This window comes from Streptomyces composti, from assembly GCF_012034205.1.
In the GTDB taxonomy this organism is placed as follows: domain Bacteria; phylum Actinomycetota; class Actinomycetes; order Streptomycetales; family Streptomycetaceae; genus Streptomyces; species Streptomyces composti.
Genome location: NZ_JAATEM010000033.1, coordinates 18896 through 34090, shown reverse-complemented (window position 1 = coordinate 34090; position 15195 = coordinate 18896). Strand labels below are relative to the sequence as shown.

Below are 15195 nucleotides of genomic sequence, written 5' to 3'. Positions count from 1 at the left end.
ATCGGTGACGCCGGTCGCCGCGCAGGCGGCCGCGCCCGAGGACGGCGGGCACGCCCGGAGGCCCGCAGGGACCGGCCTACTCGAAGCGCGCCGCCAGCAGCACCACGTCCTCGCCCGGGTCGGTGCCGTCCGTCTCGTCCGCCTCCTCCGGCAGCATCGTCCGCAGGATGTGATCGACGACGGGGTCCGGGTCGCGCCGCAGCGGTCTCGGTACCCCGGCGGCCGCCGCGTGCAGCCGGGCGAAGGCGCGGTCCGTGGGGTCGCCGGTGCGGTGCAGCAGACCGTCGGTGTACAGCAGAACCGTCTCTCCCGGTTCGGCGTGGATCTCCACGCTCGGCGCCTCCCAGCAGGCGAGCATGCCGAGCGGTGCCGACACCGAGGTCTCCACGAACTCGGTGCGGCGCTCCCCGATCAGCAGCGGGGGGCTGTGTCCGGCACCGGCCAGGGTGATCTTGCGCAGCGCCGGTTCGCAGTAGCCGAACAGGGAGGTGGCCGACCGGGCCGGCTCGGTGAGCCGCAGCAGCAGTTCCAGGTCGGACAGGACGGCGACCGGGTCCTCGCCCTCCATCACCGCGTACGCCCGCAGGGAGGCGCGCAGCCGGCCCATCGCGGCGACCGCGCTCGGTCCCGACCCGGTGACGGAGCCCACGGCCAGACCGAGCGCCGCGTCCGGCAGCGGCAGGGCGTCGTACCAGTCGCCGCCGCCGCGCGGGGAGGTGCGGTGCCGGGCGGCGAGCTGCACGCCGGGGACGCGCGGCAGCCGGGAGGGCAGCAGCTCCTCGCTCATGGTGGCCATGGCCGTACGGGTGCGGTGCAGCTCCACCAGGCGGGCCAGGTGCTCGGCGGCGTAGCGGGCGTACAGGCCGACCAGGTGCCGCTGGCGTTCGCCGGGCTCGGCCGGCTCGTCGTACAGCCACACCGCGGCGCCCAGGCGCTGCGCGGACTCGGCGGCCAGCGGGAGCGCGTAGCTGGCGGCGTAGCCGAGGCGGGCGGCGACCTCGCGGTGCCGGGGGTCGAGCCCCTTCTCGGCGAACAGGTCGGGCTCCGCGATGCCGTCCTCGGCGCCGGGCAGGCCGTCGAGGATCCTGCCGTACGACAGCGAGCTGCGCGGCACCGTCTCGATGTGCCCGAGGTCCGAGCGGGCGAGGCCGAGGCCGACGGTGGTGTCCGGGCCGAGGCCGTCGGCGGGCTCCAGCACGACAAGTCCGCGCCGGGCGCCCACCAGGGCGGCTCCGGCGCGCAGCAGTTCCCGCATGGCCTCGTCGAGCGTGCTCGTCCGGTTCAGGCGCTCGGTGAGCTCGTGGAGGGTCGTGAGGTCGGAGACCCATCCGGCCAGCCGGTCCTGGAGCACCGCGCTCGGTGCGTGCTGCGGGCCGGGCGGTGCACCGGAGCTGTCGGCGGCGACGGGCCCGACAGTGTGTGCGGGGGCGGGAACCGTTGAATCGATTCCGGCCACTTTCGGAGGGTGCGGGGCGTTCATGGCGTCCGGCTTTCCGGCCGGTGCGTACTGCGCAAAAGCATCGCAAACCCCCATGTCATTCTGCGTCGCCGGCAGTGCTCCACATGTACACGCACTCGTGAGGAGATGTCCAGCATTGTCCTGCTGGGATTCCTGGTGTCCGTGAGCCTGAAGGGAACAGGCCGCAGACCTCTTGCCGAAATATGAAGTTGGCTTGAAACTGCCTCAGGGGGAGGCCTCTTGCGGTCGACTGGGCTTGCTCGACGGAGCGTCACAGCGGTCGTGTGGGGTACGTACTGGGTTAAGGCCAGGGGTGGTGGGGAGCCACCCGGGAACCTGGTGACGGGCCCGGGCGTCCTATCCACCGAAGACCGTGCCCCATCCTCCCGCGGCGGAGGCGGAGAGTAGTACGCGCGACGGCAATCGCCAGACTTCGCCACCCCACGCCACGCCCGTGCTTCTGGTAGACGCAGTATGGGCGGACGGCCGCGGAGGCAGCCCACGCTCGACCCCTAGGGGTGTCCCTTGCCCGGTGCAGGGGTGTGATGCGCCAACAGGTACGCACAGTGAAGTGATCGACACATGTTGTGATGTGGACCACGGTGTTGCCAGGCGTGCAACGGAAAGGAACGAGCGCTCATGCGCGAGATCCTCGGAAGGCGACGCAGGCTCCTGTCCCGGCGACGCGAATCAGGGCCTGAGCTGATCGACGCGGCCCTGACCTTCGCCACCCAATGGCAGTGGCCCGTACTCCCGGGCGTGGCGGCGGACTCGCAGGGCAGGTCCCACTGCGGCTGCCCCGACCCCGAGTGCACTGTTCCGGGTGCCCACCCCTTCGACCCCGGCCTGCTCGCGGCCACCACCGACGAGCGGATGGTGCGCTGGTGGTGGAGCAACCGGCCGACCGCACCCATCGTGCTGGCCACCGGGGGCAAGGCGCCGTGCGCCGTCTCCCTGCCCGCCCTTCCCGCGGCCCGCGCCCTCGCCGCGCTCGACCGCCTCGGCATCCGCCTCGGCCCGGTGGTCGCAGGACCCGACCGCTGGTCGATCCTGGTCAAGCCGTACTCCCTGGAACAGCTGGGCGAGCTGCTGTACGCCAAGGACTTCGTCCCCGGCTCGCTGCGCTTCCACGGCGAGGGCGGCTACCTCGCGCTGCCCCCGTCGCGCACCGGCCAGGGCGAGATCCGCTGGGAGCGCGCTCCGCTGCCCGGCTCGGCCTCGCCGTGGGTGCCCGACGTCGAGGCCGTGGTGGACGCCGCGGTCGAGGCCCTCACTCGTACGGGTGTGAGCGCGCCGGAGATGTAGCGGTACCGGCGCGCGCCGCGCCCGCTTCCGCAGCCCCGGGACGTTATGTTCCGGGGCCATGCCGCGTCATGCCGGGGCCCGTGCCCGGACTCTGCGAAACACCCGACTGCTCGCGCTCGCGGGCGTCGTGCTGGCGGGCGCGGTCGTGCTGCCCCTGGCCATCGCAACCGCAGGGCCGGGCGGCTCCGGCACCACCACCGACATGAAGCGCGCCGCCGAACGGCACGCGACCGCCGGCGGGGCGGGCCGTGCTGCCGGGACGGATCCGGAGGAGGCCGCGCCGCCTTCTGCGGGGGACGAGGACGGGACCCCGGCGTCCGACGCGGCCGGTGAGGGCGGTGGCGAGGGCAACGGGAGGGGCAGCGGTGCCCCGGTGACGCCCGGCGGCATCCATCTGTCCACGGCCGTGCGCTGCGGTCCCGAACTCACCTCGCCCGAGGGCATCGAGGCGCAGACCTGCGTGGTGGCGCGGGGCGAGGACGTCTGGGCACGGACCTACTACCGCAACGCCACCGGGGGAGCCCTGCACGCGGTCCTCGCGCTCCTCGGCCCGGGCGGCCGCAGCGTCCGCATGCCGTGCGCGGCGGACGCCGGGGACGAGCCGGCGATCTGTGAGACGCCCAGGGGGCGCATCCGGGAGGACCTCGCCGGCTACTCGGCGGTCGCGGAATTCTCGCGGAGCGAGGGTCGGGGACCGCTGCTGCTGCGCTCCGGTAGCAACTCGCAGTCGTAAACGCGTAGTTGACCGCCGGCTCCGGTGCGTGAGCGGGTCCGGACGTGAAAAGACCCGGTTGCTGGCGACGGGGGATGCACCAGCAACCGGGCTACTGAAACGGTAACAAGAGATCGGCTGTTAGCAAATTCGATCTCGGGGATTCCGGTCACCTATTGGCTTGTCCGGACCGGGAGTTGTGGACGGAACGGGTTCCTGTGTCCACCTTCCGGGCCGCTGAACGACCGTTCAGCAGCGGCGATGCGGGACGGCCACGCCCTCGGGCGCGGCGTCCGTGGCGTTGGTCACGGCCCCTGCGGCGACCTGGTCCCGCCGGGGCGCAGCTTGGCCGCTGCCCGGCCCCGACGGGCCTCCACCGGTCCCGGGCAGCACGTGTTCGGCCGAGGGCCGAGCGCATGTCCGAGCGGGGGCAGCGGGTGTCCCGCGAGGCCCGGTGCCCGGTCGAGCCCCGGTCGGTGCCTGCCCGGCGGTGTTCGCCCCCGGCCTGGCCGGGGGGCCGGCCGAGGCCCGATCACGGCCCGGCCGGACAGGTACCGGCCCGAGGGTCAGCTCAGTGTGATCTGGCGGTTGGTCAGGCCGCCGCGCGCACGACGCTCGTCGGCGCTGAGCCGCGCGTCGGTGGCCAGCGCCTCGGCGAGCCGCTCGGCGAACTCCGCCGCCGGCTTCTCCACGTCGTCCGCGCCCGTCCCGCTCGGCAGGTCCCAGACCGGGACGGTCAGCCCGTGCGCGCGGAAGGAGCCGACCAGCCGGGTGCCCTCGCCGAGAGAGGAGCGTCCCGCGGCGTGCAGGCGCGCCAGGGCGTCCAGAAGCTGCTCCTCGGGATGCGGCATGACCCACCGCAGATGGTTCTTCTCCGGGGTCTCGCACCAGTAGGCGGCGTCCACCCCGGACAGTCTGACGGTCGGGATGGCCGCGGCGTTCGCCCGCTCCAGGGAGGCCGTGACGTCCGGCGTGGCGTTCTCCGGGTCCGGCACCCAGAACTCGAAGCCGCTGTGCACCACCGGTTCGAAGGGGGCGTTCAGGTCCAGCAGGTCCTGCAGCCGGGGCCCGTCGGCGGGGGCCCGGCGGGCCTTGACCGGCGTACCGGGGTCGGCGGACAGCGCACGCTGCAGGGTGTCGGCGAGATCGCGGCTGATGTCGCCGGACGAGGTGTCGTTCTGCAGGCCGAGCAGCACCGAGCCGTCGTCGCGGCGCAGGGCGGGCCAGGCCATGGGCAGCACGGTGGCCAGCGTGACCGACGGGACACCCTCGGGCAGGCCGTCCTTCAGCTTCAGCTCGGCGGTGGCTGCGGGCACCAGCTCGCGCAGCGCGATCCAGTCGCACTCGCCGGGCAGGCCCTCGAAGGGGCGGTGCACCAGCTCGGTCACGGCGTGCGCGGCGGCACGGCCGTGGCAGGCCTTGTAACGGCGGCCGCTGCCGCAGGGGCAGGGCTCGCGGGCACCGACGACCGGGATCTCTCCCTCGGTGAGCTGGGGCCGCTTGGCCTTCGTCTGGGGTCGCTTCTTGGCCATCGTGGGTGTCTCCCGGTTACAGCACTTCGCGTACGGCGCGAGCCTAGCCGCTCGCACCACGGGCCTCGGGACGCTGTGGACAGCGTGCCGGGGTGTGCGGCCGTGCGCCGGGGCGAGCCACCGGGCGGGCCGTCGGCCGTGCACCGGAGGCGTCAGGCGGACCTGGCGGCCCGGAGTCGTCAGTCGAGCTCGTCGAACGCGTCGGCGAATCCCAGGCCGGGTATGTCCGCGACCGCAGGCGCGGTGACGCGCGCGGCGAAGTCGTCGCGGCGGTGGCCCGCGTCCCGCTCCCACACCGCCGCGTGCACCACGACCCAGACCGTCACCTCGCCGGGCACCTCGTCGCGCACCCCCCAGTCGTCGGCCAGGGCGGCGATGATGTTCAGCCCGCGTCCGCCGTGCGCCGTGACCGAGGGGGTGGAGGGAGCCGGTCTGGTCGGGCCGCCTCCGTCCGTGACCTCCACGACGAGACGGCCCTGCTGATCGACACGCCAGGCGGCACGCACATCACCGTCCCCGGCCTGCGCGTCGCCCAGCGGGCGACCGTGCTTGCACGCGTTGCTCAGAAGCTCGGAAAGGATGAGTACGGCGTCGTCGATGACCGGGTCCGGCACCCCGCCCTCTCGCAGTTGAGTGCGCATCCGGTGCCGCGCCCGCCCTACGCCCGCAGGGCCATGGGGTACGGCCATGCTCGACGACGTGGGCACCTCCTGTGCCACCACCAACGCCACCCCCGAGACCTCCTTCGCCCCACGCCACGGAGTGGATGCCCCATTGGCCTGAACCGGAAACCGGCCAATCCAAGTGGGGCGACGCATTCGACAGGAGTGAACACGCAGTGAACGCGCCGGAGCACTCCCCGTAATCATGTGGCTGGATTTCGTCGGTGTGGCCGAGACGTGAGGATCCTCCGGGGTTCGGATGCGAGTCAAGAGGTGTGCGCGACGGCTGCTTCCGTGGTTGTTGCCACGGCCGTCTCCCCGCACGTCCCCGCACGCGTGCCGCCGCCCGGCCGCCCCACCGCACCCTGCTTCAGCGTCTCAGTCGATTCAGCGTTTCAGCGCCCGAGCTGGTCGAGCACCGCGCGCGGCCGGTTGGTGATGATGGCGTCCACGCCGAGCCCGAGGCACAGATCCACGTCCCTCGGGTCGTTGACGGTCCACACGTGCACCTGGTGGCCGTTCTGCTTGAGGCGCTCGATGTACCCGGGGTGGCTGCGCACGATCCGGATCGAGGGGCCCGCGATCCGCACCCCTGTCGGCAGCCGTCCGTCGCGCAGCCGGGGCGAGACGAACTGCATGAGGTACACCGTCGGCAGCGTCGGTGCCGCGGCCCGCACCCGGTGCAGGGAGCGCGCGGAGAAGCTCATCACCCGCACCGGGGACTCCTCCGGACGGGCCGGGGCGTCGAGCCCGAAGCGCTTGAGCAGGAGCAGCAGCCGCTCCTCCACCTGCCCCGCCCACCGCGTGGGGTGCTTGGTCTCGATCGCCAGCTCCACGCGGCGTCCGGCGTCGGCGACCAGCTCCAGCAGCCGCTCGAGGGTGAGGACGGAGGTCGCCTCCCGGTCCTCGGGCCGGTGCTCCCAGTCCGGCTCCTCCGTGCGGCCGGCCGCCGAGCCGCGGGTCTTCCAGGCGCCGAAGTCCAGCGCCGCCAGATCGGACAGCTCCATCGCGGAGACCGCGCCGCGGCCGTTGGACGTACGGTTGACCCGGCGGTCGTGTACGCACACCAGGTGACCGTCGGCGGTCAGGCGCACATCGCACTCGAGCGCGTCCGCGCCGTCCTCGATCGCCTTGCGGTACGCGGCCAGGGTGTGCTCGGGGGCGTCCTCGGAGGCTCCCCGGTGGGCTACGACTTGGGTCAGGTGCTGCCGTGCGTGGGTCACCGCGTCATGGTGCCACCGCGCCGGGGCAGACGTGAGGTCGGAGGAGTTCCGGCGGCGAGAACGTGATCGACGTCCGGTCGGAGGCATAGCGATGGCGAACCTTTAGCGAGTAATGCCCTATATAAGGAATGGTCCCGGACCCACAGGAACGGCTTATGGTGCCCTGACAGCGTGTGGGAAATGCTGACGTCGTACAAAGAGACCCAGACCCGCACAGCCCCAGCGCGCCCGAAGCTCGTCGACAGCGTGAGCGGACGTGAGCGAGCGTGACCGAGTGCGAACGACTTGCACCAGCCGTGGATCGAGGAGAAGAGCTGTGAGCACCGAGAACGAGGGCACCGCGGTACCCCCGGCCCCGTCCGCACCGCCCACACCGGTGGATGCTCCCGCTGCTCCTGCACACCAGGAGCACCCGGCTCCGGACAGGGGCACCGATCCCACGACCCCCCTGCCTCCCGTCCCGCCGGAGTCGCCCCGGACGCCCGGGGCCCACGGCGACCACGGCGCATCCGGCATGCACAGCGCGTCCGACGACACCGGCGCACCAGGCGGCCCCGCCGGCCACGGCACGCCCGGACCGGCCTCCGGCTCCTCGTCCGCTCCGGACCCCTCCTGGCCTCCGCCCCCGCCGGGCGGCGGCTCGCCCCATGACGGCGGCGCCGGCCACGGTGGCTGGGGCTCCACGTACCAGCAGTCCGCGCCCGGCCCGAAGAAGAACGGCCGCGGCGGTCTGCTGGCGGCGGTCCTGGTGGCCGCCCTGGTCGCGGGCGGCCTCGGCGGCGGACTCGGCTACACCCTGGCCAAGAACAACGACGACACCTCCTCCACCACGGTCTCCGCGTCCACCAGCGGCGGCGACGTCAAGCGCGAGCCGGGCACGGTCGCCGCGGTGGTCGCCAAGGCGCTGCCGAGCACGGTCACCATCGAGGCCGAGAGCAGCAGCGGCGAGGGCGGCACCGGCACCGGCTTCGTCTTCGACAAGCAGGGCCACATCGCCACCAACAACCATGTCGTCGCCGACGCGGTCGACGGCGGCCGGCTGTCGGCGACGTTCCCGGACGGCAAGAAGTACGAGGCCGAGGTCGTCGGCAACGCCCAGGGCTACGACGTCGCCGTCATCAAGCTCAAGAACGCCCCGTCGGACCTCAAGCCGCTCACCCTGGGCAACTCCGACGAGGTGGCGGTCGGCGACTCCACCATCGCGATCGGCGCGCCCTTCGGCCTGTCCAACACGGTGACCACCGGCATCATCAGCGCCAAGAACCGCCCGGTCGCCTCCAGCGACGGCAGCGGCAGCCAGGCCTCCTACATGAGCGCCCTGCAGACCGACGCCTCCATCAACCCGGGCAACTCCGGCGGACCTCTGCTGGACGCGCAGGGCAATGTGATCGGCATCAACTCCGCCATCCAGTCCACCAGCAACGGCGGTTTCGGCACCGGCCAGGCCGGCTCGATCGGCCTCGGCTTCGCCATCCCGATCAACCAGGCCAAGTTCGTCGCCCAGGAACTCATCAAGACGGGCAAGCCGGTGTACGCCAAGATCGGCGCCTCGGTCTCCCTGCAGGAGAACACCGGCGGCGCGAAGATCACCGAGCAGGGCGCCGGCGGCGCCGAGGCGGTCGACCCGGGCGGCCCCGCCGACAAGGCCGGCCTGCGGCCCGGTGACGTCATCACCAAGCTCGACGACCGCGTCATCGACTCCGGCCCCACCCTGATCGGCGAGATCTGGACCCACAAGCCGGGCGACCGGGTCACGATCACCTACGAACGCGACGGCAAGGAGCACACCACCGAACTCACCCTGGGCGCCCGCGTCGGCGACAACTGACCCCACCGCGCCCCGGCCGACCCGTTACTCTTGACCCCGCGCCGCCGATCACGGTCCGGCGCGAGGAGGTGTGCCCGAGCGGCCTAAGGGAACGGTCTTGAAAACCGTCGTCGTGGCGACACGACCGTGGGTTCAAATCCCACCGCCTCCGCAAGTCAGAGACGTCCTGGTCAGAAGGGGTGCTCCGGTCGCCGGAGCACCCCTGCGGCGTGCAAGCTGCTCACCCTTTCTCGCCCGTATCCCAGTGCTGACCAGTGCGTATGGGCCATCCGTGGACCAGCCTCAGGGCTGCTCTCCCTGCGCCCGAGCGAGTGGCTGGGAGTACGCCCATCAGAAACTTGGTGGCCGCCTGCCCGACTGCCGGGGACAGGGCGTCCGGCCGCGGAGCCCAATGGCTTCGGCTGGATGCGTGGACGACGAACGAGGGACGACAGCCCGCGAAGGCAACGCGGTGAACGGCGGACCACGGATTCACGGACCGCACCGCGCCGGCATATCTCCCCTCGGCGGCGTACATGTTTGTCGAGCGGAGGTTCACGCTGGACGACCGAGCTGGCCGCGGTGAGGGGCAGTGGCACATCTGACGATGGAGTGCAGCCCACCCAGCTGAGGGAGGGCTGCTGCGCTGCGACACCGCTCAGGCGTTCCCCCACGCTTCGAAGAATCGCTCGCGGTCTTCCTCTGTCTCGTGCGTCCGCCGACTGGCGAGCAGGACATGCCAGGCAGTGGTCTCGGCGTCACGCAGCCACAATTCGCCGAGATAACGGCTCCCCGCCGCGAAGGTGTTGTGCTCCAGTGCGCCGCCTATGACTTCGGCCACGGCCTCGCGCTGCTGGTCGTCGAGTTCTCCCAGGAAGCTGAGCACGCGGCCGGCGATGCCTCCTTCGTTTCCGTTGACCAGATAGTTGAAGAAGGGGCACCCGCGTTGGCGGGGTCAATGTTCAGAGCGGCCATGCCTCCCGCCTCCCTGAGCGAATGCCAGAACTCACGCCCTTCGGTGGTGCCTGGCAGGGGAAGAGCGGCGAAGAGGTCCGCCAGATGGCCGTTGGCTGCGTGGTTGTACGCGATGTCGCAGGCTGCCGCGGCGGCGATCTCCGCGACGTGCTCTGTGTTCAGCCCTCCGCCTTCCGGCCAGGTCAGTGGAGTGTTGAGCTTGCGGGTGAGGTGCTGGGTTAGTTCGTCATCTTTGTGCAGGTATCGCCGGACGATCACAAGTTCCCCCGGTTCAGGGCCGGATGGTGTACGAGACGGCTTCCTCCATGTACCAGTCTGCGCAGCTGGGCGGTGATCCGCTTGAGTAGGTGAGTACGACCGAAAAGCCCCGGGGCGTTGACCTAATACAGGTTGATCATCTTGCAGCTCACCGCAGCCGCGATCGCGGGTCTCATGCCTGTGATGGCGGCATTGCCTACGACCCTCAGGGGCAGACCCCCTTCGGTTGTCCTTGACCGGCTTCGGCGTGATGGTGGCCAGCGTGTCAGCGATGCTCGCACGGTGCTTGGCCGAGGCGCCGGGCCACTTCATCTCCGCGTACGTGCGCGTATGGGCATACCACGTGGTGGAGTTGAGCGCCTGCACCTCCGAGGCGGGCAGGCCGGTTTCCGTGTCGAACTGTTCAGGTTGCGCAGAGCGGTCAGCAGCTCCGAGCACCGACCGTCATCCTGAGCCTTGATCTTGTCACTCTTGGAGAAGGGCCGGTGGCCCGCCCGCCAGCGGAGCTGCTAGGCCGCCACGCGGTCGGGCCGCTTGCGGGATGCCCTTGCCGTCCCTGTCCCTGGCCGGCAGCGGCAACTCTCCGGTGAGCTGGGTGCGCCGTCAGCACGCTTCGCGTCCTCGCAGTGGTGGGCGGTCTCGCCCTTGGCCTGCGCCGCCGCGAACCGCCGGGCGCCGTGGGCGTCGGTCAGGCAGCCGCCCCGGCCGTGCGTGGACCGCACCGCGAGGGACACCAGGTAGACCGTGGCGTGGTGGCGATGCGGTCGGTGAGGTCTTCTTGTTCCTGTTCCTGTTCCAGCTCCGCGATCCGCTCGTTGCTGTCCCTGCAGGCGCAGGCCCCCTCCGCACTCTCGAGACGCAGCGCAGAGGGGGCCTTCCTGATGGGGCGCAGTCCTATGCTTACCCGCGCGGCGCGGCCGGCTTCGGCTGTGTCACCGCGTCCGGTCCCCGTTCGCCCGGCGACGGAGGGCGGCGGCGCCGATGCATGTGGCAATGACGGCTCCCACAAGGACGAACGCCCACACGGGCGCGTCAACCGTGCGCAGCACCAGCGCGCAGAGCACGCTCACGACCGCAATGACCAGCGCCGCTACGTGGTTTCTCATGACCCCTCAGTACTTGCAGTTCTTGTCACTGACGATCTTCCACTTGCGCTTGGAACCGAACTTGTTCTGGTAACACTTCTTAGGCTTGAGCTTCTTCACCGCCTCGTACGTCGGGAAGAGCACCTTGCCGCCGATGGCGAGGCCGCAGGCGGTGCCGAGTACGAGCCTCGCTTTGCCGCAGATGTAGGCCAGGCCGACTTCCGCGCCGAAGCCGACCGCCAGGGCAGTCGCACCGAGTTCATGCCCCCACATGTTGATGTAGACGCCCCAGCCGAAGGTGATCTTCGGGTCTGCCACCACCGGGAAGGCCGTGTCCGGGGCCGTGTAGATCTCTTGGAGAAGGGTGTGACCGTCTGCCGTGTAGCGAGTCGGCACGGGCCGACCCTGCGCGTCCTTCGCCCAAGGGGCGGCAATGGAGCCGGCGACCGACTCCTCCCCTCCCTCTCCTGCCTCGATGATGTCGAACCCGCCGTCGTCCTTCGGGCGCAGCCAGGTCTCGTCCGGGAGATCGAGCTCGAACCGGTGCTTGGTGGAGGCCGCACTGCTCTTGAGTGTGACGAGCGTCCGGACGGAGCCGTCGCGCGTCGGCTGGACGGCGAGGTCCACGGAGGAAGCGGCGTCCGGATAGACCACAGTGCCGCTGCCTGCCTTGACGCCGCTCACAGCCTTGGCGCCGGCCAACGTGAGCGAGACCCGGTCACCGCTGTTGTTTCCCACCTCCACTCCGCCGGTGGCCTTGGCCGGAGCTGTGATGGTCACGGACTCCGCGTCACGCTCGATGGTCGCTTGCGCGGCGGCATCCGACCGCTCGTGCGACGGGGCAAGATCTTCCGTGCCTGTGGCGCGTTCCACGACAACCGCGGCCTGCTCGACGGAAGGTGATGACGGACCGTCAGCGGCGATGGCCGGAGCGGTGGTCGCAACCAGAGCAGCCGCCGTGATTGCCCCGATCCCTGCGAGTGGATGTCGACGCGGCGTTGTTCGGAGCAACGTTCCCCCTGTTTTCGATTGAATGATCTTCACCAGCGTGGTCAGCGCTGATGGCAAAGGCGATCTTCTGTGCAGCTCATGCGGTTGTAAAGTGCGAGTGAGAAGGGTCACTGGCCGGGCGGCGTTGAGGGGCGCCAAGCAGGACTGTGCGGCTCGGCGTAGCAATTCTGCAGGTCAGAGAGTGTCCGGCTGTAAGAAGCGAGCTGGTCTTGCCAACCGTCGTCGTGGCAACACGACCGTGGGTTCACATCCCGCCGCCTCCCCGCGACAAGACGTGACAACGGCCTTGGCCTGAACGGACGGCCGGGGTCGTTCTCCTATCGGGGAGCGGTCGCCGCGGCGATGAACATCGGCAGGGCGAGGAAGAGACGGTCGGTCTCCGCCCGGGCACGTTGCTCGGTGAGCCAGCGGTCCGCCTGCTCGGATGTGACGGCACCTGCGGAGCGGGCCGCTCTGGACAGCCCGGTGAGCAGGGGCAGCATCTCCGGTCCGGTGAACACGTCGGTCCGTATCTCGGCCGTCACGTCGTCGAAGCCGGCGTCCAGGAGCAGGTTGCGGTACCGGCGGGCGGCGCGCGGGCTGCTGACCAGGTCGGCGCGGGCGTGCACGATGGTGCGGGTGAGGGCCGGGTCGTCGGAATCGATGACGAGGGTGTCCCAGTCCTGACCGACCAGCACGATCCGCCCGCCGGGCGCGAGCACCCTGCGGGCTTCGGCCAAGGCGCGGGCGGGGTCGGCCAGTTCGTGGAACACCTTGTCGGCCCGGTAGGCGTGCACCGACGTGTCCGGCAGCGGCAGCTCGTACGCGTCCGCGAGGTGGAAGTCCGCCTCGGGCCACCGGCTGCGGGCGATGGCGATCATGTGCTCGTCCGGGTCCATGCCCAGGGCCTTCGCGCCCCGTTCGGCCAGTTCCGCCACGGCTCGTCCGGCGCCGCAGCCCACGTCCACCACCTTCGTGCCGGGGCCGGCGGCGAGCAGGTCGTAGGAGCGGACCCGCAGTGCCGTGCTGCCCGGCAGCCGGTCCAGCGCGTCGAGGCGTGCGACGAGTCCGGCCGTTTCCTCGGTCTTCTGCTCGCTCATGCGGGTCAGGGTGTGACTTGATGTCGGCATGAGGTCAAGCGAGAACGGGATGCCGGAGGATCGCGCGGGCGCGTCCATGAAGACGTCCATGGAGACGTCCATGGAGACGTCCGTGGAGACGTCCATGGAGACGTCCGTGGAGACGTCCGTGGAGACGTCCATGGAGACGTCCGTGGAGACGTCTGGGGATGCGTCCGCGCATACGCCCGTGCATACGTCCATGAGCGCGTCCATGAGCATCGGCGCCCTCGCCGAACGCTTCGGGCTGGCCGCGCACGTCCTGCGGCACTGGGAGGCGACGGGGCTGCTGACTCCCGCCCGTGACTCCGCAGGCCGGCGCCGCTACGGAAGCGACGACCTCACTCGCGTCGCCGTCATCCTGCGGGCCAAGAAGGCGGGGCTGTCCCTCAGCACCATCCGCGCGCTGATCGCGGCCGGTGATCCCGCCAGGCGCCGGGACATCCTGAGTGCGGAGGCCGAGGCGCTGCGCGCTCGCATCGCGGCGGCGCAGGCTTCCCTCGACCTGATCGAATGCGCCCTCGGTTGCGACCACGCGGACTTCACCCGGTGCGACCACTACAGGAGGGCGGTCGCGGAGCAGGGGGAGGCGAGCACACGGGGCCCATCTGAGTAGCCGTACTCATGTGCCGTGGTCACGGCAACGCCACTCTGGCTGGGGGACTTGGCGAGCTTCGGCGGAGGGGACGGGACGGGTGGGCATGAGACGGGGGGATGAGCCGTCGACCGGGGTGCAGGTCTGGGCGAGCGTGATGCTGGTCGTCGCCGACCTGATGCTCATTGCCTGGGCGGTGTTCGGGGTCGGGATCGCCGGGTGGGCCGACAGCTATGAGGGCGACGGGGCGTCATCGGGGGCGGCGGAGGCGGCCTCGGATGCCTCGTGGTTCCTGCTGGGCAGTGGTGTGCTCACGGGTGGGGGACTGCTCGCGCTGGGGTGGCGTATCCCGGGGATCGTGCAGCTGGTGGTGCTCGTGGGTGGGGCGATGCTGGTTTCCGGGCTGGGGTCCGTGCAGTGACTGACGCCGGACCCGAGCAGGGACTGCGGCCTCAGTCCTCGTCGGAGGGACCGCGCCGGCCGTCGGCGGTCAGCGGGCCGACGACGACCTTCTCGACCCGCCCCGCGGCGAAGTGGATCCAGGTGGCGAGGCCGACCTGCGGAGTGTCCGCGTAGACCCAGGCCTCGGAGCGGTTCTTCCGCCGCCGGCGGAGGAAGCCGAGCCTGCGGCGGCTCGAGTACAGGGCCAGGTATTCGTTGTCGTCGACCGAGTGCGAAGGTTTGCCGAGCAGCTGCCTGACCTGTTGGGCTGTCATGCCCGTCGCCACGGTGGTCATGGGGCGCACCCTAGTGAGCGCCCGTGCACCGTGCCGTCGCCGTCACAGGATCTCCTCAACGGGCCGGTACGCGAGGGGGATCTCCTCGTCCACCGCCAGCCCTTCCCAGGGCAGCTCCCTCAGCTCCCGCAGCGCCTGCAGCGCGGGCTCCGCGGCGCAGCACGAGGGGGTGCGGGCGGTCGGCTGGAACCAGACGACGGTGAGGCGGGAGCGGTACCGGGCGTGGTGGCGGGCGGGGCGGACGGGCTCGGAGCGGAAGCTGCCGAGGCAGGCGACGGCGGGGAGGACCTCCACGGGGCCGGAGGAGCCCGGGTACTGGTCGGGGTACTCACGCTGCGGCGGGATCAGATGCACCGGGGCACCGGGGTAGGCCTGTTCGGCGGCGACGAGCAGCTGGCGGATCCTGTCGTCGTTGACCGGTCGGCAGGGGTAGGCGGCGAGCGGTCCGCCGTAGGTCGAGGACATGTGCAGTTCGGCGAGGTGCACCGCTCTGCCGGAGGTGAGGACGAGGCGGGCGAGTGACATGGCCGGCACTCGGGGACGGTGGTGCATCGGGCTCTCTCGGTGGTGCGAGCGGTGCTGTGCGAGCGGTGCTGTGCGAGGGCTGCGGTGCGAGCGGTGCCGTGCGAGCGCTGCCTGGTCGCCCGCTGGTCGCGGGTGGGGCGGCTGGTCGGGCGGGGGCGTGTCACTCGGCGGTTGCGCGGCTCCCGGGTGGTTCGGAGCGGGGCTCGGGGCGG

14 protein-coding genes, 1 tRNA gene and 2 pseudogenes are annotated in these 15195 nt (G+C 71.2%); 7 read left to right on the top strand and 10 right to left on the bottom strand.

Features of this window, described 5'->3' with window-relative positions; all coding sequences use genetic code 11:
• Positions 1 to 76 precede the first annotated feature (76 nt).
• Positions 77 to 1534 carry a PP2C family protein-serine/threonine phosphatase gene (locus tag HCJ93_RS24335; RefSeq protein ID WP_167997941.1) on the bottom strand — a complete coding sequence of 486 codons (1458 nt, stop codon included), beginning with the start codon at positions 1532 to 1534 and terminating at the stop codon, positions 77 to 79.
• Positions 1535 to 2098: 564 nt separating this feature from the next.
• Between HCJ93_RS24335 and HCJ93_RS24330 the strand changes: the two genes are divergently transcribed.
• The gene (locus tag HCJ93_RS24330) at positions 2099 to 2764 is read left to right on the top strand and encodes a bifunctional DNA primase/polymerase (RefSeq protein ID WP_167997940.1); all 666 of its coding nucleotides are present in this window, start codon (positions 2099 to 2101) and stop codon (positions 2762 to 2764) included.
• Positions 2765 to 2822: 58 nt separating this feature from the next.
• Positions 2823 to 3497: a hypothetical protein gene (locus tag HCJ93_RS24325; RefSeq protein WP_167997939.1), complete on the top strand. Its 675-nt coding sequence runs from the start codon at positions 2823 to 2825 to the stop codon at positions 3495 to 3497.
• Positions 3498 to 4042: 545 nt separating this feature from the next.
• Here HCJ93_RS24325 and HCJ93_RS24320 read toward each other — a convergent pair.
• The 3 genes from HCJ93_RS24320 to HCJ93_RS24310 all read right to left on the bottom strand — a co-directional run bounded on the left by HCJ93_RS24320 (position 4043) and on the right by HCJ93_RS24310 (position 6893).
• Positions 4043 to 5008 (bottom strand): DUF5926 family protein, encoded by a 966-nt coding sequence (locus HCJ93_RS24320; protein WP_167997938.1) that lies wholly within the window; start codon positions 5006 to 5008, stop codon positions 4043 to 4045.
• Positions 5009 to 5187: 179 nt separating this feature from the next.
• Positions 5188 to 5739 (bottom strand): ATP-binding protein, encoded by a 552-nt coding sequence (locus HCJ93_RS24315; RefSeq protein WP_309141496.1) that lies wholly within the window; start codon positions 5737 to 5739, stop codon positions 5188 to 5190.
• Between the two features lie 326 nt (positions 5740 to 6065).
• Positions 6066 to 6893 carry a glycerophosphodiester phosphodiesterase gene (locus HCJ93_RS24310; RefSeq protein ID WP_167997936.1) on the bottom strand — a complete coding sequence of 276 codons (828 nt, stop codon included), beginning with the start codon at positions 6891 to 6893 and terminating at the stop codon, positions 6066 to 6068.
• A 316-nt stretch (positions 6894 to 7209) separates the two neighbouring features.
• Between HCJ93_RS24310 and HCJ93_RS24305 the strand changes: the two genes are divergently transcribed.
• The 3 genes and pseudogenes from HCJ93_RS24305 to HCJ93_RS30250 form a co-directional block, all read left to right on the top strand.
• The gene (locus HCJ93_RS24305) at positions 7210 to 8721 is read left to right on the top strand and encodes a S1C family serine protease (protein WP_167997935.1); all 1512 of its coding nucleotides are present in this window, start codon (positions 7210 to 7212) and stop codon (positions 8719 to 8721) included.
• A 64-nt stretch (positions 8722 to 8785) separates the two neighbouring features.
• Positions 8786 to 8872: transfer RNA gene (locus HCJ93_RS24300), tRNA-Ser, on the top strand.
• 168 nt (positions 8873 to 9040) lie between these two features.
• A pseudogene (locus HCJ93_RS30250) lies at positions 9041 to 9199 on the top strand (GNAT family N-acetyltransferase); the annotation flags it as partial.
• A gap of 159 nt (positions 9200 to 9358) precedes the next feature.
• On the opposite strand, the gene HCJ93_RS24295 reads toward HCJ93_RS30250, so the two are convergent.
• The 4 genes and pseudogenes from HCJ93_RS24295 to HCJ93_RS24285 all read right to left on the bottom strand — a co-directional run bounded on the left by HCJ93_RS24295 (position 9359) and on the right by HCJ93_RS24285 (position 13330).
• Positions 9359 to 9586 carry a hypothetical protein gene (locus HCJ93_RS24295; RefSeq protein WP_167997934.1) on the bottom strand — a complete coding sequence of 76 codons (228 nt, stop codon included), beginning with the start codon at positions 9584 to 9586 and terminating at the stop codon, positions 9359 to 9361.
• Positions 9587 to 10547: 961 nt separating this feature from the next.
• Positions 10548 to 10685, bottom strand: a pseudogene (locus HCJ93_RS29645) (bifunctional DNA primase/polymerase); the annotation flags it as partial.
• A gap of 360 nt (positions 10686 to 11045) precedes the next feature.
• Positions 11046 to 12086 carry a hypothetical protein gene (locus tag HCJ93_RS24290; RefSeq protein ID WP_167997933.1) on the bottom strand — a complete coding sequence of 347 codons (1041 nt, stop codon included), beginning with the start codon at positions 12084 to 12086 and terminating at the stop codon, positions 11046 to 11048.
• Between the two features lie 260 nt (positions 12087 to 12346).
• Positions 12347 to 13330 carry a methyltransferase domain-containing protein gene (locus HCJ93_RS24285; protein WP_309141495.1) on the bottom strand — a complete coding sequence of 328 codons (984 nt, stop codon included), beginning with the start codon at positions 13328 to 13330 and terminating at the stop codon, positions 12347 to 12349.
• On the opposite strand from HCJ93_RS24285, the gene HCJ93_RS24280 reads away from it, so the two are divergent.
• Positions 13329 to 13742, top strand: coding sequence for a MerR family transcriptional regulator (locus HCJ93_RS24280; protein ID WP_167997932.1), 414 nt, complete (start codon positions 13329 to 13331; stop codon positions 13740 to 13742). The genes HCJ93_RS24285 and HCJ93_RS24280 overlap by 2 nt on opposite strands.
• An 85-nt stretch (positions 13743 to 13827) precedes the next feature.
• On the top strand, positions 13828 to 14142 hold the full coding sequence (locus HCJ93_RS24275; RefSeq protein ID WP_206317891.1) for a hypothetical protein: 315 nt from the start codon (positions 13828 to 13830) through the stop codon (positions 14140 to 14142).
• A gap of 31 nt (positions 14143 to 14173) precedes the next feature.
• On the opposite strand, the gene HCJ93_RS24270 is transcribed toward HCJ93_RS24275, so the two are convergent.
• Both HCJ93_RS24270 and HCJ93_RS24265 read right to left on the bottom strand, forming a co-directional pair.
• The gene (locus tag HCJ93_RS24270) at positions 14174 to 14458 is read right to left on the bottom strand and encodes an outer membrane protein assembly factor BamE (protein WP_167997930.1); all 285 of its coding nucleotides are present in this window, start codon (positions 14456 to 14458) and stop codon (positions 14174 to 14176) included.
• A 42-nt stretch (positions 14459 to 14500) separates the two neighbouring features.
• Positions 14501 to 14983: a hypothetical protein gene (locus HCJ93_RS24265; protein ID WP_167997984.1), complete on the bottom strand. Its 483-nt coding sequence runs from the start codon at positions 14981 to 14983 to the stop codon at positions 14501 to 14503.
• Positions 14984 to 15195 lie beyond the last annotated feature (212 nt).

Bases quoted from the DNA above. Each gene is read 5' to 3' on its own strand.
- HCJ93_RS24335 (WP_167997941.1), bottom strand. From the start codon at position 1,534: ATGGGGGTTTGCGATGCTTTTGCGCAGTACGCACCGGCCGGAAAGCCG.
- HCJ93_RS24330 (WP_167997940.1), top strand. From the start codon at position 2,099: ATGCGCGAGATCCTCGGAAGGCGACGCAGGCTCCTGTCCCGGCGACGC.
- HCJ93_RS24325 (WP_167997939.1), top strand. From the start codon at position 2,823: ATGCCGCGTCATGCCGGGGCCCGTGCCCGGACTCTGCGAAACACCCGA.
- HCJ93_RS24320 (WP_167997938.1), bottom strand. From the start codon at position 5,008: ATGGCCAAGAAGCGACCCCAGACGAAGGCCAAGCGGCCCCAGCTCACC.
- HCJ93_RS24280 (WP_167997932.1), top strand. From the start codon at position 13,329: ATGAGCGCGTCCATGAGCATCGGCGCCCTCGCCGAACGCTTCGGGCTG.
- HCJ93_RS24285 (WP_309141495.1), bottom strand. From the start codon at position 13,330: ATGGACGTATGCACGGGCGTATGCGCGGACGCATCCCCAGACGTCTCC.
- HCJ93_RS24275 (WP_206317891.1), top strand. From the start codon at position 13,828: ATGAGACGGGGGGATGAGCCGTCGACCGGGGTGCAGGTCTGGGCGAGC.
- HCJ93_RS24270 (WP_167997930.1), bottom strand. From the start codon at position 14,458: ATGACCACCGTGGCGACGGGCATGACAGCCCAACAGGTCAGGCAGCTG.
- HCJ93_RS24265 (WP_167997984.1), bottom strand. From the start codon at position 14,983: ATGTCACTCGCCCGCCTCGTCCTCACCTCCGGCAGAGCGGTGCACCTC.